At 43.4% G+C, this 19,942-nt stretch carries 13 protein-coding genes; 1 reads left to right on the top strand and 12 read right to left on the bottom strand.

The window, feature by feature from the left end; genetic code table 11:
- Positions 1-72: 72 nt before the first annotated feature.
- The 12 genes from K9M52_RS07395 to K9M52_RS07450 form a co-directional block, all read right to left on the bottom strand.
- Entirely contained in the window at positions 73-363 is a 291-nt protein-coding gene (locus K9M52_RS07395; RefSeq protein WP_224071417.1) for a winged helix-turn-helix domain-containing protein, read from the bottom strand.
- Entirely contained in the window at positions 356-946 is a 591-nt protein-coding gene (locus tag K9M52_RS07400; protein ID WP_224071418.1) for a hypothetical protein, read from the bottom strand. Before K9M52_RS07400 ends, K9M52_RS07395 begins: the two co-directional genes overlap by 8 nt.
- 221 nt (positions 947-1,167) lie before the next feature.
- Complete coding sequence (locus tag K9M52_RS07405) at positions 1,168-1,833, bottom strand: ABC transporter ATP-binding protein (RefSeq protein ID WP_224071419.1); 666 nt, start codon at positions 1,831-1,833, stop codon at positions 1,168-1,170.
- 67 nt (positions 1,834-1,900) lie between these two features.
- On the bottom strand, positions 1,901-4,291 hold the full coding sequence (locus tag K9M52_RS07410; RefSeq protein ID WP_224071420.1) for an ABC transporter permease: 2,391 nt from the start codon (positions 4,289-4,291) through the stop codon (positions 1,901-1,903).
- A 21-nt stretch (positions 4,292-4,312) separates the two neighbouring features.
- Positions 4,313-6,679 carry an ABC transporter permease gene (locus K9M52_RS07415; RefSeq protein WP_224071421.1) on the bottom strand — a complete coding sequence of 789 codons (2,367 nt, stop codon included), beginning with the start codon at positions 6,677-6,679 and terminating at the stop codon, positions 4,313-4,315.
- 20 nt (positions 6,680-6,699) lie between these two features.
- Positions 6,700-9,060 carry an ABC transporter permease gene (locus tag K9M52_RS07420; RefSeq protein WP_224071422.1) on the bottom strand — a complete coding sequence of 787 codons (2,361 nt, stop codon included), beginning with the start codon at positions 9,058-9,060 and terminating at the stop codon, positions 6,700-6,702.
- 33 nt (positions 9,061-9,093) lie between these two features.
- Positions 9,094-11,454, bottom strand: coding sequence for an ABC transporter permease (locus tag K9M52_RS07425; protein WP_224071423.1), 2,361 nt, complete (start codon positions 11,452-11,454; stop codon positions 9,094-9,096).
- Positions 11,455-11,493: 39 nt separating this feature from the next.
- The gene (locus K9M52_RS07430; protein WP_224071424.1) at positions 11,494-12,201 is read right to left on the bottom strand and encodes an ABC transporter ATP-binding protein; all 708 of its coding nucleotides are present in this window, start codon (positions 12,199-12,201) and stop codon (positions 11,494-11,496) included.
- Between the two features lie 26 nt (positions 12,202-12,227).
- Positions 12,228-13,160 (bottom strand): DUF4097 family beta strand repeat-containing protein, encoded by a 933-nt coding sequence (locus K9M52_RS07435; RefSeq protein WP_224071425.1) that lies wholly within the window; start codon positions 13,158-13,160, stop codon positions 12,228-12,230.
- Between the two features lie 40 nt (positions 13,161-13,200).
- Positions 13,201-15,561, bottom strand: coding sequence for an ABC transporter permease (locus K9M52_RS07440; protein ID WP_224071426.1), 2,361 nt, complete (start codon positions 15,559-15,561; stop codon positions 13,201-13,203).
- A gap of 40 nt (positions 15,562-15,601) precedes the next feature.
- On the bottom strand, positions 15,602-16,852 hold the full coding sequence (locus tag K9M52_RS07445) for an efflux RND transporter periplasmic adaptor subunit (RefSeq protein ID WP_224071427.1): 1,251 nt from the start codon (positions 16,850-16,852) through the stop codon (positions 15,602-15,604).
- Positions 16,853-16,884: 32 nt separating this feature from the next.
- The gene (locus tag K9M52_RS07450; protein WP_224071428.1) at positions 16,885-18,339 is read right to left on the bottom strand and encodes a TolC family protein; all 1,455 of its coding nucleotides are present in this window, start codon (positions 18,337-18,339) and stop codon (positions 16,885-16,887) included.
- Between the two features lie 220 nt (positions 18,340-18,559).
- Between K9M52_RS07450 and K9M52_RS07455 the strand changes: the two genes are divergently transcribed.
- Positions 18,560-19,897 carry a sigma-54-dependent transcriptional regulator gene (locus tag K9M52_RS07455; RefSeq protein ID WP_224071429.1) on the top strand — a complete coding sequence of 446 codons (1,338 nt, stop codon included), beginning with the start codon at positions 18,560-18,562 and terminating at the stop codon, positions 19,895-19,897.
- Positions 19,898-19,942 lie beyond the last annotated feature (45 nt).

The raw sequence follows: 19,942 nt of genomic DNA on the forward strand, positions 1-19,942 counted from the left end.
ACTCAGCCATAGTTTTGCGGTAAAACAACTCAGAATGTCGGTAAGGAATCTATTAGATCCGTAAGAAAGAACTTAAGGTTTAGGTCTCAGGTAGTCTTTCAGCGCTTCTACATAATTGTCGAAGGCTTTTAAACCTTCTTTTGTAATCTTACAGGTTGTCAGGGGATACTTTCCCCTGAAGGACTTTTCTACCCGGATATAACCCGCATCAGAAAGCTTTTGCACCTGAACGCTAAGATTACCTGCCGTCGCGCCCGTTTTCTCTTTCAGTTCCTTAAAATCGGCAGCTGAAGCCCCCACCAGTAAACTGATAATAGCTAATCTAAGTTCAGAATGCAGTAATGGGTCCAGTTCTTTAAACATGCGCCTCATTTTTTGCCGTTTTCCAAAGGATATATCCCGGTACCAGATAACCTAAAAACATCACAGCAATAGACACCAGATATTGATTTATATTTTGTTTCATCAACGTACATACGATGGCGCCCAGCCAGAATACAACCGCACCCGCGTATAGCGACCAGAATTTATATATGCCGCCAGTGGCGAACATGCCAAGGCCCAAAAGACAATAAATAAACGGAGGTGCAAACTGATGGTAATAGCTACATAAATACATTAATACAACATAACTGATGGCATAGGCGATCCATACTTTTCCATTGATCGTATCAAGTCTGGTGAAGCTTCGCCGCCTGGGCGCAATGCGCGCATAATAGATGAACGTTACGATCAGACCAAAACCAACGGTAATACCCCAGATATATCCATCAATACCTTGAATGTCCATCTGATAACAGACATAAGAAATCAGACAGGCGGCTATGACAAGTACACCCCAGAACAGAAATGCGAATCCATTATTATAAAAACGATGGCGGGTTTCTGCCAGCATCTTTTCAATGATCTGCAGACTTTCTACAGGTGAAATGGCTTTTTCTTCCATGAGCTCAAATTTAATACAACAAACATAAACTAGTTTATATTATAAACCAAAAATAAAATTGAGGGCAATCCGATAACATTTGATAAGATAAAGTTTGTCAGGTCTTTAGATGAGGAAAAATATTTTTAAATTGAAAACGGCCATGACCCACCAAAATATAAATATCTTAATGAGGGCCATAGCCGCGAAAATGAAAAACCGATATGTAAACTTTGGTTGCTCTATGCTTCGATCCTGCCATCCAGTAAATTAATGATCCGATTGCCATAGGCTGCATTCTTTTCCGAATGTGTCACCTGAATGATCGTTACGCCGTCTTCTTTATTCAACTGTGTAAAAATATCCATGATCTCCTCTCCTTGTTTAGAATTCAGGTTCCCAGTGGGTTCATCCGCCAAAATCAGATCAGGTTTCGCTACCAGTGCACGGGCTATACCCACCAGCTGTTGCTGTCCGCCAGATAATTGAGCTGGAAACAGGTCCTTTTTGCCGACAATCTGGAAACGGTCTAACATGTCGGCGACAATGGCTTTGCGTTGTGAAGCTTTAATATCCTGATACAAAAGTGGTGTTTCTATATTTTCATAAACGGTCAGCTCATCAATCAAATGATAAGCCTGAAATACAAAACCGATATGATTTTTGTGTAATGCGCTTTTAGCTTTCTCTTTGAGTTTACCAACGTCCTCGCCCATAAACAAATATTCTCCCTCGTTCCAGTCATCCAACATGCCCATCACGTTGAGCAAAGTGGACTTACCGGATCCGGAAGGTCCCATTATCGAAACAAAGGCGCCTTTTTCGATTTCAAGATTGATATCTTTTAATAGGAAGGTTTGCAAGCTTCCTGTTTTAACCCATTTACTTATATGAGATAATTGAATCATAATTAGGTTCTTTTTTATGAACGTGAATATAATACATTGTTGCTGAATACTTTAATAAAGCGCCGGCTTATTCAGTTTTGATACTTTTCAAAGGATTGCTCCTGGCTGCCTTGACAGACTGATAGGATACTGTAATAAACGCAATCAACAAACCGGCAATAGCAGCAAGTGCCACCACCACCCAGGAAATCCTGATGCGATATTCAAAGTGGACCAGCCACTTCTGCATCATATAAATCGCCAGGGGAATACCGATAATGATAGCAAGCACCACCAATTTTAAAAAGTCAATGCTGAGCATGCTTCCGATCGAGAAATTACTGGCTCCCAATACTTTTCTGATACCTATTTCTTTTGTCTTTTGTTCAGCCATAAAAGCAGATAAGCCAAACAAGCCCAAACAGGAAACAAAGATCGCCAGCGTAGAAAACAGCAATACGGTCTTCTGAACGACCTTCTCAGTATTATATAGTGAAGCCAAATGGGCATCTAAAAAAGCATAGTCAAAAGCCGCCGAAGGGACATTTTCTGTAAATGCCGCCTTGATCCTATCCATTGTCGCCATTAACTGGTCTGTACTGACCTTAACGATCATTGCATTCTTTGACTCCGGAGCGTCATTTGTGGCATAATACACATAAGGCTCAATCGGGCGCTTTAATGACATGTAATTAAAATCACCTACAACACCAACGATATAGGCATTATCTCCCAGTTCCACATTCACCTTCTTACCGATCGCTTCCTGCGGCGTCCAACCTAAATAATCAACGACCTTTTTATTGGCCAGTACATATACCGTGGAATCTGTTGCACTCAGATGGTCAGGTAGGGTTTTTCCCGCCAACAACTGAAGCCCCAGGGCGGGTACCACGTTTGCATCTGCATAACAAGTATACAAAGAGGGGCCAGACTTCTCATCGGCTTTCCTAAGTGACCGCAGGCTGGCTGAGAAGCCGGGGGGCGATTGTAATTCGGTAACCTCCTGTACAGCCGGTATTTCCTTTAAGGAATTGGTGAGGCTTTCCAGGCTTTGCTTATCACGTATGCCACTAATATTAATCATGGCTAAACCGCTGGGATTAAACCCCAGATTCTTATTACTGATAAACATCATCTGTTGATAGATGATCACAACAGCAATTATGAGTATAATTGAACAGCTGAACTGTACAACTACCAAAGATTTCCGCAGGAATCTGTCCATTCCGCCAACTGCAAACCGCTTCTGCATCAGTTGCAAGGCAGAGCTCCTGGACAATAGCATTGCCGGATAACTGCCTGCCAATACTGTCACGATCAGCCAGATCACCCCCAAAAACAGAAACGTCCTTCGGGAAAGCAGCTCAGTAATATGCAAATGACTATCGCTTATTGCATTAAATAAAAATAGGCTGCCAAAGGACAAGGCGAATCCAACAATAACCGCCAACAGAACAGTGAGAGCGGTATCTGCATAAAACCGGCCAATCATTTGATATCTTGTCGCGCCTAATGTTTTATTAATACCCACCTCTCTGGCTCTTTTTTCAGACTTCGCCGTCGCGAGGTTCATATAATTAATACAGGCAATCACGACTATCAATAAACCCAGAAGGGAAAGCTGGCGGACCGTCTTTATATCGCCGACTCTGCTAATATAGGTATCCGAAATATGAGCAGAATGCAGATGGACATCAGACAAAGGCTGGAGGGCCAAATCAAACCACCTGTCGTCTTCCGTCTTTACATACTTTTTTATAAGTTCCGGTAGTTTCTTACTAACGGCACCTGCATCCGCCCCCTTTCTGAGCAAACAAAAAGTTTCATAGCTGGCATTGCTCCAGTAGATGCTTTTACTGAGTCGGTTAGATTTAAAGTTAGCGATCAAAGCCGGATCGATGCTGCTGTTATCGGGTAGATCTTTGTATACAGCACTCACGACTAATTGAGTTTTGTTATCTACCAAAATCGGCTGGCCAATAGGGTTCTTATTTCCAAATAACCGTTTAGCCTCCGACTCATTAATGGCCACTGAATTGTTATCATTCAACGGACTGCGTCCATCACCGGCAATAAACTCAAAATCAAATATTTTAAACAACTCCGGATCAGACCAATACAATAGACCCTCCTTGTAATTTTGCTCTCCCACCCGCAAACTGGCAGGCGTTCCAAAACCATTCTTCAACATTCTGGCAGCATAGCTAACTTCCGGGATATCCCTCATTAATGCCGGCGCAACAGCATTTGGAACATGGGCCCAGGTTGCGGGATCGTCATCATGCGTTATCAGGTTAACTCTATAGATTTGATCCTTTTTAGAAAAAAAGTTATCGAAGCTATACTGTTTGCAGACAAACAAAAACAGGGGTATACAAATAGCAATCGCAATAGACAGCCCCATTAAATTCAGGAAGCTAAACAACTTACTTGATGAAAAGTTGCGCCAGGCCATTTTTAAATAATATCGAATCATAAAACCCTCCTTTTTTTAAAATTACTCCGTTTTAAGACTTTGGACCGGATTCACATGTGACGCCTTCCATGCCTGATATGAAATAGTACAAGTGGCAATCGCCGACGATAAAATAAATGCATAAACAAACCACCAAACAGAAATCTCAACGCGATAGTCCATATCAGAAAGCCATGTATGCATCACCCACAGCGCAACCGGTGTGGAAACAAGAAATGATACAAAGAGAAGATGCATAAACCCTTTGGATAACAATATGGCGATACGCCTCCCTGAAGCACCAAGGACCTTTCGGATTCCGATCTCCTTCATTCTTGTTTCCTTCATATAGGACATCAGGCCGAAGAGCCCTAAACAAGAAATAAATATCGCCATCCCCGCAGCAACAACAGAAATCTGCCTATATCTTTCAGATTCTCTGAACTTAGACTGATAACTTTTGTCAACAAAATCATACATAAAGGGTGCCCCTGGATTGTACCGGGCAAAAATCTCTTTTATAGTTGTCAGATTTTCTGAGGTGGAACGACCAGGATTGAGCCGGTAGTGCATAACATCAAACCATGACCTGGGGCCTTCGATAATCATCGGTTTAATCCTTTCAAACGGCTTATCAATAATAAAATCCTCAATGATGCCTACAACGTGCCAGTCCACATCATTATCACGTACAATTGCCCCGACAGGATCTTTCAGTTTCATACGCCTGGCTGCAGAAGCGGTCAGCACCATGGCTGTGCTATCAGAGCGAAACTTATTAACATCAATATCCCTGCCTTCCAGCAGATGCATTCCCAGTGTTTTAACCATGTCTGCATCTGTGCTGAACCTGATAAACTGAATCTTCTTATCGCCTGGTGTCGCCCCTGGCCAACTGATACCCCAGCCATTGCTTTGTGACTCTGTTACAGGAGACATATTCTTTGTAACCGACAGAACGGCCCCGCTTTGCAGAAGCGCATTTTTAAGTGGCAGATAGTTTTTCTCCAGGTCACCTGTCAACCAGGAATACAGCAACCCTCCATTGTTATAACCGATGTCTCTGTTTCTGACATAATCAATGTTTTTTATGAGCATGATTGTCCCCAGCATCAGGACGATAGATACGGTAAATTGCAGGATTACCAAAACTGACCTGATATTGAGCTTACGATATATTCTTTTAAACTTTCCATTCAATACCATAATCGGTTTGAAAGAGGACAAATAAAATGCGGGATAACATCCGGCGATTGCTCCGGTAGCTAAAACAAAGATCAGTGACACCACGACCAACCTGCCGCTGAATGCCAAACTAAGCTGCACGCCGACCAGATGATTAAAGAATGGCAGCACCAGTTCAACCAGTCCAATTGCCAACACAAATGAAATGAATGCCAGCAATAAGCTTTCTATAAAAAACTGCGAGACCAAACGTTTTTTTGTGGCACCGATAGCCTTTTTTACCCCCACTTCCTTTGCTCTGTGTTCACTCTGCGCCGTACTAAGGTTCATAAAATTAATACAAGCGATCAATACCAAAAAAACGCCGATCAAGATAACGGACTTTACAAGAACGATCCGGCCAGTAACAAACTCACCATTCTCATCTTTATCATACAGAAAGTTCCGGCTCAGAGGTTCAGCCAATAGTTGGTAGGTTATATTGGCATTATCAGAATGAGCTCTGATAATATCCTTTATTTTATCATTAAAAACGGCAAGTTGTGTACCTTTTTCGATTTTTACAAAGGTTTGTACATTATTATTAAACCAATTCTTGTCAACAGCATTAATTTTCTTTGCGTAAGCCCAGCTTAAAAGATAATTACAATTAAACATCGTATTTGTTGGGAAATCCTTAAGAACCCCTGTTACCTTCACATAATTTACACTATCGATCTTAATTGATCTCCCCAGGGCCTCTTGTTTACCAAATAGTGCTGTAGCAAATTTTTCTGTCAGAACAATGCCATTTCCTTTCTTCCAGTCCTCATTAATGCCGCCCTCTCTAAAAGGAAAATCAAACATTTTAAAAAATCCCGGATCCGCAAAACTTCCGTTATGGCCTTCAATAATCTTATTTCCATATGTCAACAGAAAGTCCCATTCACTATCATAACGTGTCATTTGTTCAACGCCCGGCATCTCGTCAACCAAAGTAGGACCCAGGATCTTTGGCGTCCATTTCCAGGAGCGCATTTCGCCGCTGATAGTCCCTTTACACCTTAAAACAAATAACCGGTCTTCGTCCGGGTGGAATCTGTCATAACTGAGCATATTGTGTGCCCACAGACCTATTAGTATGGCTCCCGCCATACCAATAGCCAGCCCCAATACATTCAGGCCAGAAAATAACCGGTTTCTTTTTAAACTTCTAAAAGCTGTATTAAAATAAAATTTCAACATAACTAAACCATTTTCTTCAGCTACTCCGTTTTAAGACTTTGGACAGGATTGGCTCTGGCCGCTTTTAGTGCCTGGAAACTAACTGTCAAAAATCCGATAAGAATGGCGATCAATACGGTCACCACAAACCACCACCACTGGATGCCAATACTATACACTGAACTCGAAAGCCATTTGTCCATGATCAACAAGGCGATAGGTATAGCAATAACGAAAGATATCAAAATCAGCCGTACAAACCCTTTAGAAAGTAAACCTATAATCGCCGCTACACTCGCACCCAGAACTTTCCGCACACCAATCTCTTTGGTCCTGGTTTCAGCCATATAGGTTATCAGCCCGAATAAGCCCAGACAAGAAATAAAAATGGTAAGTCCCGCAAATAGCAAAGACAGCTGACCAAACTTCTTATTCTCTTTAAATTTCTCAGCATAAGTATTATCCACAAAATGGTAGACAAAAGGATAATCCGGGTTAAACTGATTAAAAATCCCCTTGATGGCCGCCAGGTTCGCCTCCACCGGCCGGTTAGGGTTTAAACGATAATGAATGGTCTGCAAATAGGCCGCTGGCCCAAGAATAATCATCGGTGCTACTTTATCAAAGGGCTGTTCAATAATAAAATCCTGAATAACGCCTACCACATGCCAGGTTACGTCATTGCGCCGGATAACAGCACCGATCGGATCTTTAAGGCGCATTGTTCTGACTGAGGTCTCTGTGAGCATGGCAGCCGTACTGTCAGCCGGGTACTTATATACGTCAATATCCCTTCCTTCTAAAAGGTGCATTCCTAAAGTACCTACCATATCTGCATTCGTTCCGTACCGGATAAAGTCAATCTTCTTGTCCTGTTCAGTAGAACCGGGCCAGCTAAAACCCCACGAGTCTGTATAACGCTGGGTCACAGGCGACATATTCTTAGAAACCGAGGTAACGGCCCCGCTTTTTAACAACGCATTGCGCAACGGCTCATAGTTTTTATTTAAATGACCCTCCAGATTTGTATACAACAGGCCATTTCTATCATATCCGGAATCCCTATTCTGCACGTATCCCGTATCCTGGGTGATCATGATTGTTGTCAAAATCAAAATAATAGCCACCGTAAACTGCAACACGACCAAAACTGAGCGGGCACTCACTTTACGTCCTATCCTTCCAAGTGTTCCTTTCAGCACTTTAATGGGTGCAAATGATGAAAGATAAAAAGCGGGATAACTTCCGGCAATTAATCCTGTCAGGATCATAACAGCCACTGCGATGATCCAGCCGCCAATTCCAAAATGCCAGCTAAGTTTTGTCTCCACCAGGTTACCAAAGGCAGGCAAGAGCAACTTTACAATACCAACAGCAATAATAAAGGCAAAAAACGCCAACAGAACACTCTCCACCAGAAATTGCACAATCAGCCTCGTGCGCGTAGCACCGATAACCTTTCGGACACCCACTTCTCTGGCCCTGCGTTCACTTTGCGCCGTGCTTAAATTCATAAAATTGATACAGGCGATCAATAATAGTAAAATGCCAATAACAGTCAGACACCTGACAATCACAATCCTGCCCGAAGCATACTGCCCGTTTTCCTCCTGATTATACAAATAATCCTCTTTTAGCGGAACAGCAAAGATGGTTGTCTTTATTTTCCGGTTATGGAGACGTGTGAAGCCTTCTATCTTTTTATTAAAGGCCGTCAGATCAGTTCCTTCATTGAGCTTTATATACGTATTAACTGAATTGTTCTCCCAGTTACTGTCCAGTTGTCCTTGCCGGTCCGCATACTGCCAGCTCAGAAAAAAGTCTGCCTTAAATTTTGTATTCTTTGGCATGTCCCTTAAGACACCCGCTACCTTAAAATAACTAGTCGTATCCAGTCGCAAAGTTTTTCCGACTGCATTCTCATTACCAAACATGGCTTTTGCAAAAGATGCGGAAATAATAATACCGCTACCTGACTTCCAGTCATCGTTTACCGCCCCGCTTAACATGGGGAAACTAAACATGGAAAAAAAGCCAGGATCTACATAGCCCCCCTTATCGGTCTGGATTCTATGTTCCCCAACTGAAAATAAATAGGAATAGCCAATATCTACCCTGGTAAAGGCCTGAATTTCGGGCATGGCCTCTTTGATGCTGGGACCAAGGATTGTTGGCGTTGTCTTCCATGCATGTAGTTCACCATTAAAGTGATCCAGGTTGCTGATGACATATAACTGGTCTTCATCTTTGTGAAAGCGGTCATAGCTCAGCATATATTGGAGCAAAATAGCGATTAAAATAGCACCCGCCATGCCGACCGCCAGCCCGAATACATTCAGACCGGAAAACAGTTTATTTCTTTGAAGGCTCCGAATAGCCGTTTTAAGATACATCCTAAGCATAACGAATACTATTTTAATTCATCAGGTTATTTATCATTCCGTTTTCAAACTCTGTACAGGATTCGCCTTTGCGGCTTTCAATGCCTGAAAGCTTACCGTCAAAAACGCAATCATAATCGCAACAATAATCGTGATAACGAACCACCACCATTGAATGCCTATACTATAGACCGAACCGGACAGCCACCTGTTCATAATGTAATAGGCGATTGGCACCGCGATAACGAATGAAATAATGATTAACCTGACAAATCCCTTCGATAGCAGCCCAATGATGCCCGTCACAGACGCCCCAAGTACTTTACGAACACCTATTTCTTTAGTTCTGGTCTCCGCCATATAAGTGATCAGACCAAATAACCCGAGACAGGAAATAAAGATCGTTAGTCCCGCAAATAACAGCGACAGCTGGCCAAACTTTTGATATTCCTTAAACTTATCGGCATAGGTATCATCCGCAAAATGATAGTCAAATGTGTAATCAGGATTGAACTGGTCGAATATCTTTTTGATGGCCGACAGGTTCTCCTCTACCGGATGTGCCGGATTTAAGCGGTAATGGATGGTGGAATAGAAGGACAATGGGCCTTCGATCACCATGGGCTCAATCTTATCAAAGGGTTGCTCAATAATAAAATCGCTGATCACACCTACTACAGTCCATTGCCGCCCGTTGTCACCGACGAGTGCGCCGATCGGCTGTTTTAATCGCATGGTTTTAACGGCTGATTCAGTTAAGATCATTGCTGTGCTGTCAGCGGGATATTTATAGACATCAATATCTCGTCCCTTTATCAGTCGCATCCTCATGGTTTTAACCATATCTGCGTCCGTGCCAAAGCGAACAAAATCAGTCTTCTGATCATCTTCGGTGGATCCTGGCCAGGTCATCCCCCAGCCATCACTAAATCTTTGGGTAATGGGAGACATATTTCTTGAAACAGAGGTAACCGCGCCGCTTTTTAATAAAGCATTGCGTAAAGGGACATAATTTTTGTCAAGATGCCCCCGAATAGATGTAAATACCAAGCCATCCTGATCATAGCCAGTATCCCTGTTTTGTACATACCGGGTATCCGCGGTGATCATGATCGTTGTTAAAATCAAAATAATGGCCACCGTAAACTGCAGCACGACCAAAACGGATCTCGGATTGAAACGGCCGCGCCCCCTGTTAAATGTGCCTTTCAATACCTTTACCGGCATAAAAGAAGACAAATAGAACGCAGGATAACTTCCGGCAATAAGACCGGTAATGACCATGACAGCGACCGCAATCAGCCAGCCAGCCCAGCCAAACTGCCATGTCAGTTTCGCTTCGACAAGGTTGCTAAATGCAGGCAGTAATAAAAGGACAATGCCAATGGCAATTACAAAGGCAAATAAAGAAAGCAGCACGCTCTCTACCAAAAACTGCAGCACAAGCCGTGTCCTTGTCGCCCCGATTACCTTCTTTACCCCTACTTCTCTGGCCCTGCGTTCACTTTGGGCAGTGCTGAGGTTCATAAAATTAATACAGGCAATCAGTAACAGTAAGATACCGATAACCGCAAGGCATCGCACCACCACGATCCTGCCAGTTACATACTGGCCATTTTCATCCTTATTATATAAATAGTCCCGGCTTAAGGGCTCGGCAAATATCTGCGTTGTAATATTTTCTCTATGCTCATGAGGGAAATTTCTGATCTTGTCATTAAATGCTGTCAGGTTGACGCCTTTTGACAGCTTAATATAGGTATGCACCGAATTATTGCCCCAGCTGCTATCGACCCGGCCCAGCTGACGTGCGTATTCCCAGCTTAAAAAATAGTCAGATTTAAAGCCCGTGTTGGTCGGCATATCCTCCATAACGCCGGATACTTTTACATAACTGGACGTATCGAGTTTTATTGACTTGCCCACGGCATCCTTTGTACCGAACAGTGCCTTGGCCAGGCCGGCGGAAACAATAATTCCCTTACCGGCATCCCAATCCTTGTTGGGTCCGCCACTTTCCATCGGAAAACTGAACATTTTAAAAAAATCAGGATCAACATAGGAACCTTGATTATTCTGGATCCTCTGATTACCCACCGTAAACAAGAAAGAATTGTTGTCATCAAATCTGGTCCAGGCTTCAACTTCAGGAAGCTCCCCTTTTAACGTCGAACCCAATACTTTTGGCGTCCATTTCCAGGCCTTTAATTCTCCGCTGTAGTGATCCCGGTTGCTGATCACAAACAACTGATCTTCGTCCTTATAAAACCGGTCATAACTCATCATATGCTGGAGCAGGATCGCAATTAAGATCGCCCCTGCCATACCTATGGCCAGACCGAATATGTTCAGGCCGGAAAACAACTTATTTTTTTTCAGACTACGCCAGGCAGTCTTCAGATAATTTTTTAACATCTTTGTCTGTATTAATCAGCCCATAAAAAAAGGTACCGGTTACATATCTACAGCAGGGATATAATCTAATTCTCTGAGAATATTTTCTGTGATCTTTTCCCCATCCAGCATCCGAATAATGCGATGACTGAATTTAGCATCATGCTCACTGTGTGTTACCATGATAATAGTCGTACCGGCTTCATTTAATGAGGTCAGCATGTCCATTACTTCATTCCCGTTATGAGAATCCAGGTTACCGGTAGGCTCATCCGCCAGGATCAGCTTCGGTTTATTCACCACAGCCCTTGCAACAGCCACACGCTGTTGCTGGCCACCGGATAACTGCTGCGGGAAGTGATTTTTACGGTGCATAATCTGCATCTTCTCCAGTGTTTCCTCTACCATTACCTTTCTGTCAGAGGGCTTTATGTTATTGTAGATCAAAGGCAGCTCAACATTTTCGTAGACGGTCAGTTCATCAATCAGGTTAAAACTCTGGAAAACAAATCCGATGTTCTTCTTGCGGAGCATAGCCCTTTTCTGCTCATTAAAATGCGCGATCTCCTGGCCATTAAAAATAAAACTTCCGCCATCACAATCGTCCAGCAGGCCCAGGATATTCAAAAGCGTGGATTTGCCACAGCCTGAGGGGCCCATAATGGCTACAAACTCTCCCTGCCTTACTTCAAAGGACATTTTATTAATGGCGACCGTCTCTATCAGATCGGTCCTATACACCTTTTCTAAATCTGTTATTTTAATCATGATCAGATATTTTTGATTGAATTAGATTAATTATGCGTTATTTGGACATCCCCACTAACTGTCTCAATGTTTAAGTTTTTCCCACCGCCGTTCACCTTGGCGACCACGGTACGTTTAGTTTTTGTTTCGTAAGAAACAGCGCTTAATTGGCTGATATCGAGATCTCCGCTAAGCGTCTTAAGCCTTAAATCCAGGCCCGCCTTATCTTTAATACTCAACTTTATATCACCTGAAACAGTTTTCATATGAACGTTCTGTCCGAGTTTCCCGGCGGCGATCCTGATATCTCCGCTGACGGACTTGGCCTCCATTACAGCCCCTACTGTGCCTGCCTCAATGTTACCCGAAGTGGTTCCGGCAGAAAAGCTGCCACTTGCTGATTGCAGTTCAATGTCTCCGGAGACACTGGAAGCTGTTGCATCACCGCTTAAAGTGCCCACTTCAATATCACCGCTTACGGTACCGATATTTGCACCGGCCGCCCGGCTGAGTTCCACATCACCGCTGACTGTCTTAATGGCCGCATCTGCGTTTGCAGGGGTATGTAAAACAAACTTTAATGAAAGTCCCTCATTATTTTCGATATGCTTTGTTTTGAATTCGACTTTCACGAGTAACTCACTTCCATTGAGCTCGGTAATAATACGGTAATACTTATCCAGTCGCTGCTGGATCTCTGATGCAGAAAGGGATTTATTATTGGAGCCCTTTGCGAATACCTCAACAGTAGCCTTTCCCGCGGCATCACCCCTTACTTCAACATCGGCGCTCACGGTGCTGATGTTCATTGATTTAATGGCACTTGCGTCAAAACTCTTTTTAAGGACAGAGCGAAAGTTATCCTGTAAAAGGGCTGAACCGACAGATACATGATCTTCACCCGAATCATGGCTGGCCTGAATACATGCACCTGCCAGTAAAAATGTCAGGACAGCGATGGCTAAAATTTTCTTTTTCATTTCCAATATTTTATTTGTGATTCATTTAATTAAATTTACGCTATTCAGAACGGATGGCCTTAACAGGGTTAAGTCTGCCGGCTTTAATGGCCTGATAACCGACCGTTGCAAAAGCAATGACGAGAACCGCAATAGCTGTCACTGCAAATACATACCAGTGAATCGAAATCCGGTAATCAAAATCCATAAGCCAGCGGCTCATAAGATAATAAGCGACCGGAAACGCGATGACGCAAGATAACAGCACCATCATAACAAAGTTTCTGGTCAGCATTCTTACTACAGAGTTGACGGAAGCTCCCAATACTTTCCTGATACCGATCTCTCTGGTTCTCTGCTCTGCCATAAATGCTGACAGTCCAAATAAGCCCAGGCAGGAGATAATAATAGCCAGCCCACCAAATATAATGGCCAGGGTGCCGGTAAAACGCTGCCGCTTAAACTTGGTTTCAAAAGTCTTATCCAAAAAATGATAATCAAAAGCCTGGGCCGCATCAACTTTGGCAAAAACAGATTTTAGTGCGGCCAGGGTGCCACTTAGGTCCCGACTGTCTTTAAGGCGCAGGAAGATGGAGCCGGTCAGGCTGGGATAATTAAAGAAAATAAGGGGTTTAGGCATCATTTCGGAGACATTATTGAAAACAAAGTTTTTCGTAATCCCGATAATGGTCCTGGGACTGTCGCCATTCCTATAAAGCTTTCCTCCGACATGTCCTTCCTTACCCATTATTTTTGCCAGCGCCTCATTGATAATGACAGAATTGCTGTCGACAGCCGGCTCTTTGTTAAACTGCCGTCCAGCCTCCAATGCAATACCAAAAGTATTCAGATATTGGTTGTCAGTCCGGACAAAACTGATCAGCACTTCCTGATTTTCTTCCTTACCATTCCACTGAAAACCACCTCCATTATTATAAATCTCTAAAGGATTAGAGGAACCAAGGGAGACAGTGGAGACCTTTCCAGTGGACAGCAGCGACTGTTTCAGAGAAGGAAAGGATTCCATCATTTTATCCGAGGCTGTCAGATAAAGTATATTATCCTTACTATAACCTAGATCCCTATTGCGCATATGCTGGATCTGATGATAAATCACAAATATGGCGATGATAATTATCGCAGAAATAGAAAACTGCAGGACCACCAAAAGTTTTCTAATAAAGCCGGCTCCGCCGGCCTTTGGGCTATTCCCCTTCAATGCTGCGATCGGATTGAAAGAAGACAGGTAAAACGCGGGATAGAGACCTGCCATCACCCCAGTGAATAATCCAAGGGAAACCAGAAAGACTATATGTTTTGGGCTCAGAAAATTGAGACCGAGATGGAGGCCAATCAGCCCATTAAAAAGCGGAAGAGCCAACACCATCAGCAAGACAGCTAAAAACAACGCTGCAAAAGACATCAGGATGGCTTCCGAAAGTAACCTCGCGACCAGATTTGCTCTGGATGAACCCATCACTTTGCGCAAGCCTATTTCACGGGCCCTCTTTTCACTTCTGGCTGTGGACAGGTTCATAAAATTAATACAGGCAATCAAAAGAATGATAAACGCAATCAAGGTAAACATCCTGACTGTTTTTATCTGGCCACCCGGCATTTCCCTGGTGCCATTCAAATTGCCGTGCAGCGCCAGTCTCTCCATGGGATAAATAAAATAGGTATCACTGGTCTCAGGCATATGCTTCTTTGCAACACCTGCCATTTTCCTATTAACCTGATCAACATTCATTCCCGGCTTAAGCAACACCCAGGCTCCTGTTGTATTGGTACCCCAGTTATCCCAATCTTTATGGGCATTATAGTAAACTGAATAGGGCAACAGAACCTCGATATCAGCGAACTGCATATTATCCGGCGGATCATTAAAAACGGCCTTTATCTGATAAGGCTGCTTATCAATTTGCAGCGTTTTACCAATGACATCCACGCTGCCAAAATAGGCGCTTGCCACACTGGATGCAATGGCCACCCCGTCAGGGCCGTTGAGCGCACCTTCCGCGCTGCCTCTGATCACATTATAACTGAACATTTTAAGAAACTCAGGATCCGCATAAGCACCGGCCTCGGCAAAATTCAGATCCCCCAGCGTCACATTTACCGATGCATCGGTATACCGGACCACAGATTCCACTTCCGGAAAGTTTTGTTGCAATTCTTCTCTGATTCCAAAAGGTGTGACAGGAAATGTATATGTGGCCTTCCCGTATACCTGGACATCTTTCATCTGATAAATCCTGTCCAGATCCTTAACTGAATGATTAAACGTAGTATAAAATTCTACCCACAGCAAGATAATGCCCGCACACGCGATGCCAATCGCCAGTCCGATCACATTGAGCAGACTGAAAGCCCTGTTTTTATTAAAGTTGCGCCAGGTGGTAATCAAAAAACGCTTAAACATAGCCGAAAGATTTTAATTGTTGTGTATGAATACTGCTTTATTAATTAATGACCAAGGTTTCATTATCTCCAAAATTATCATAGCTACTGGTAACGACTTTGTCTCCAGGCTGTAATCCTTTCAGCACTTCATAATAGTCCGGATTCTGGCCGCCGATCTGGATATCCACTTTAAAGGCAGTTGAACCGTCTTTACTCAACTTATAGATCCAATTGCCGCCGGTTTTCTGGAAGAAACCGCCTCTGGGCACCAGGAGTGCCTTTCTATCATCGCTAAGTGTCAACATGATCTGCAGGCTCTGCCCCCGGTGAATCGTTTTGGGTGCTTTATCCTCAAAGGCCATATCCACCTGAAAGCGTCCATTGGTTACGGAAGGATATACTTTTTTGACATTCAGATGCAGGGTATCATTTCCGATTACCGCTGTACCGGTAAGTCCCGGAAAAACATTATTGATGTAATGTTCATCCACATCCACCCGTACTTTGTAATCGCTGATCACATCAATTTGCCCCAGCCGCTCGCCTTTATTTTTATTTTGGCCGACTTCTGCGTCCAGAGAAGTCAATTGGCCATCTACCGGTGCGCGGACAATCAGGTCACCTACCTTTTGCTGCATCAGAGAAAATGCCTTATTCGCCCCGGAATACAGCTTATTTTGCTGGGCCAGTTGCTGCACTTTATCTGTGGAATCCTGTTGGAGCAGCGTCTTTTGCAGCTCCAGTTTTTTAACCAGATAATCATAACTGATCTTTGATTTTTGAAATTCCTGAGATCCAATTGCTTTCTGGCTATATAATTTTTTATTCAGGTCATATACCCGCTTTGCCTCCTGCAGCAGGCTCTGCACGTCTGCCAGCTGATTCAGATTGCTGACAGATGTCTGGCGTGCGCCGTTTTGGGCAATCTGTACCTGCATCAAAGTATTATATACGTTGTTTTGCTGTTCAACCAGGCTCATCATCAGATCCGGATTGGAAAGGCGCAGGATAGGTTCTCCTTTTTTCATCATGGCACCATCCTCTACATAACGCTCTTCTACTCTGCCCCCCTCCATGGCATCCAGATAAATGGTCGCAATCGGCATGACCACCCCATTGACAGGAATATAATTCTTAAACTGCCCTTCGGTCACCTCGCTGATCGTGATACGTTCCTTATCCACGTTTAACCTGGATCCGCCACTGGCATAATAAATGCTGGCCGCTATTAAAGCCACTAAGGCAACAATACCTATAATGGTAAAAATCTTTTTCCGGGTCCAGGTTTTCTGTTCTATTGCTCTATCCACTGCTGTTGGTTTTAAATAATTAAGTTAGATTATTACAGAGAAAGTGCTCCTTCGTAATAACTGAGTATTTTCGTTTTAAAAATATAGTTGTACTTAGCTGCTACCAGGCTATTTTCCGCCTGATTCAATTTGGTTTTGGCAATCAGGTATTCGGCAGAATTGATGGCGCCGGCGTTGAACTTTACTTCAGAAATCCGGAAGTATTCTTTATAGGCCGCCACCTGATCTTGTTGCTTCAACCAGGATTCCAATGCAGTCTGCTGATCAAAATAAGCTCTGCCAATCGTATTTTTAAGTTGTGTCTGTGCTGTATTTAACTGCACCTTGGCGAGGTCCTGCTGTAATTTAGCTACCTTAACATCCGTTTTGGATTGCAACTTATTGAATAACGGGATATTCAAAGTGACGTTGACATTTGTTCCGTAATTGTTCTTCAACTGGTCCCAATAGGGGATATCATGATAACTCATCGGCGTCGAACTGGAATAAACCGGCAACTTATCCGTACCACTGATCACATAGTTGCCGTTTTCCTCTGTAATAGGGGCTCCGGCCACCGAACGGGTCGCCGCACTGGAAAAAGCGGTTCCGATACCGCCATTCAGTGAAAGGGAAGGATAATAATCCGCCTTTTCTACTGCCACATTCTTAATGGAACTCTTATATTTTAGTTCAGCGGACTTAACAGATGGCAGATAAGACAATGCACTCCGGTAGATACCGTCAATAGATTTTTCATCGGCCGTCTTCTGATCCATGGCCGCCGGCTCCTTCAATACGATATCCATATTAAGCGGCCGGTTCATTAATTGAAACAAGGTGATTTTCGCGGTCTTAATCAGATTTTTCTGATCAATAACGGCAAGCTCACTACTACTAAGTTGACCTTTTAGATCATAGAGATCCGCAGGAGAAGCCGCGCCGCTTTGATTTAAGGTATCCAACCGGTTATACTGCACTTCAGTAGAGAGTAATTGTTTATAGTAGTTATTAAGCAGCTCCTGCTGATTCAATACCTCAAGATAAGCCGCAATCACTTCAATGGTAATCGCATCTTTTTGTTGCTGTGCATCCCACTTACCGGCCTCTTCATCCAGCTTTGTCTTGCGGATATAATTACGCACCTTAAAACCATTCCACAGGCTGAGTGAAGCGCTGAGATTATAATTAGCAGAAGTAAAGCTTTGCGAAATATAGCTATTATCAGAAGGGTTAATGGATCGGCCACTGTTTAATCCATGGTCAATATTGGCACTCACCGAAGGCAGCTGTGAGGCCTTGGCCTGCCTATGATAAATGGCCGCAATATCTGCATCCATATCCGCCGTCTTGATATCCAGATTATTTTCCAGTGCCTGGCTTACGCAGTCTTCCAGGGTAAGATACTCCACCTGAGTCGTATCCTTGGCATCCACTCGGTCTGACTGGCCCAGGCATATCCCTGAAAATCCAAACGTCACGCACACTATAATAACCAGTTTTTTCATTCATTAAAATTTTCAAAGAATATATAAAGCTTGTGCCAAACCATTAATACACTGCTTATCAACTAATTACGAAAATATCAGTTTTTCTTAACTGTCCGCTTTTGATACAGTTGCTTTTTAAAACCGGACAATTGTGCGTATGCCAGTTATTTGCCTTGGCAGCTGCCTCTGAATTGTAAAAAATTATTCGTTCCTTTATCCAAATAATCTATCGAGAATCATGGCCTTAAAAAATGCCACAATTGCAATTGTCGACGACGATTTAGATGTGCTTACCGCCGTGCGGCTGCTATTAAAAACAGAAGTAAAAGAGGTAATTACCGAAAAAAATCCAGAGAATCTGCTTTCTTTATTAAAAGACAGTCAGGTGGATCTGCTTTTTCTGGACATGAACTTCAAATCCAAAGTCAATACCGGTAATGAGGGACTATTCTGGCTCCAGAAAGTCAAAAAACTATATCCCGGTCTTCCGGTAGTCATGATCACTGCCTATGCAGATATTGACCTGGCTGTTAATTCCCTGAAACTGGGTGCGCAGGATTTTATGGTTAAACCCTGGCAGAATCAGAAACTGCTGGAAACGGTCAAAAGCAATTATCAGAAAAACAACAATAGCCAGACCGCTCAGGCCAGCCCTGCCGGCATTATCGGGGAGAGCCCCTCCATGAGAGACGTATTTAGGAAAATTGAGAAAATTGCGCCCACTGATGCCAATATTCTGATTTTAGGCGAAAACGGGACGGGCAAAGATTTAATCGCACAGACCATTCATGAACAGTCTCTTCGAACCAGACACCCGTATGTCAAAGTGGATGTGGGTGCACTCACAGAAAGCCTTTTTGAAAGTGAACTGTTCGGCCACAAAAAAGGCGCCTTCACCGACGCCAGAGAAGACCGTATCGGCCGGTTCCAGGCAGCCGACAGAGGTACCCTGTTTATGGATGAGATCGGTAATATTACGCTGGCCCAGCAATCCAGACTGTTGACTGCCCTGCAAAACAGATACGTTACCCCTTTGGGCACCAATGACAAAGTTCAGGTAGATATCCGGCTCATCTGCGCTACAAATGTACCGCTGAGCGTTCTGGGTGATGAATCCAAATTTCGCAGGGACCTGATCTATCGTATTAATACCGTAGAGATCACGATCCCCCCATTAAGAGAACGCAGAGAGGATATCCCGCTGATCGCCGAACATTATGCCAAGGTCTATGCGCAGAAATACGGAAAGCCGGCACTTACATTTACCAGGGAAGCCTATAAGAAGCTGAATAAATACACTTATCCTGGCAACGTCCGCGAATTGCAATATGCGATAGAAAGAGCGATTATCATGACCGAACACGAATCAATAGAGGCAGAAGATATCTTATTTTCCCCTATTGAGCACGTGGAAGAACAGGCTCCTGCAGATAAATCGATCAATCTGGGCCATGTGGAGAAAACGGCCATTTTAAATGCAATTTCCCGGCATGAGGGTAATATTTCAAAGGCAGCCAAGGAGCTGGGCATTACAAGGGCTGCCCTTTATCGCAGGATCAGTAAATATGATATTTAAATTATTTACAGCATAGCTATCCGCCCACCTGTTATCACGACGCAT

The organism is Arachidicoccus terrestris (genome assembly GCF_020042345.1).
GTDB classification, from domain to species: Bacteria; Bacteroidota; Bacteroidia; order Chitinophagales; family Chitinophagaceae; genus Arachidicoccus; species Arachidicoccus terrestris.

Excerpts from the sequence above, each read along its gene's own strand:
- K9M52_RS07395 (WP_224071417.1), bottom strand. The coding sequence starts at position 363 with ATGTTTAAAGAACTGGACCCATTACTGCATTCTGAACTTAGATTAGCT.
- K9M52_RS07400 (WP_224071418.1), bottom strand. The coding sequence starts at position 946 with ATGGAAGAAAAAGCCATTTCACCTGTAGAAAGTCTGCAGATCATTGAA.
- K9M52_RS07405 (WP_224071419.1), bottom strand. The coding sequence starts at position 1,833 with ATGATTCAATTATCTCATATAAGTAAATGGGTTAAAACAGGAAGCTTG.
- K9M52_RS07410 (WP_224071420.1), bottom strand. The coding sequence starts at position 4,291 with ATGATTCGATATTATTTAAAAATGGCCTGGCGCAACTTTTCATCAAGT.
- K9M52_RS07415 (WP_224071421.1), bottom strand. The coding sequence starts at position 6,679 with ATGTTGAAATTTTATTTTAATACAGCTTTTAGAAGTTTAAAAAGAAAC.
- K9M52_RS07420 (WP_224071422.1), bottom strand. The coding sequence starts at position 9,060 with ATGCTTAGGATGTATCTTAAAACGGCTATTCGGAGCCTTCAAAGAAAT.
- K9M52_RS07425 (WP_224071423.1), bottom strand. The coding sequence starts at position 11,454 with ATGTTAAAAAATTATCTGAAGACTGCCTGGCGTAGTCTGAAAAAAAAT.
- K9M52_RS07430 (WP_224071424.1), bottom strand. The coding sequence starts at position 12,201 with ATGATTAAAATAACAGATTTAGAAAAGGTGTATAGGACCGATCTGATA.
- K9M52_RS07435 (WP_224071425.1), bottom strand. The coding sequence starts at position 13,160 with ATGAAAAAGAAAATTTTAGCCATCGCTGTCCTGACATTTTTACTGGCA.
- K9M52_RS07440 (WP_224071426.1), bottom strand. The coding sequence starts at position 15,561 with ATGTTTAAGCGTTTTTTGATTACCACCTGGCGCAACTTTAATAAAAAC.
- K9M52_RS07450 (WP_224071428.1), bottom strand. The coding sequence starts at position 18,339 with ATGAAAAAACTGGTTATTATAGTGTGCGTGACGTTTGGATTTTCAGGG.
- K9M52_RS07455 (WP_224071429.1), top strand. The coding sequence starts at position 18,560 with ATGGCCTTAAAAAATGCCACAATTGCAATTGTCGACGACGATTTAGAT.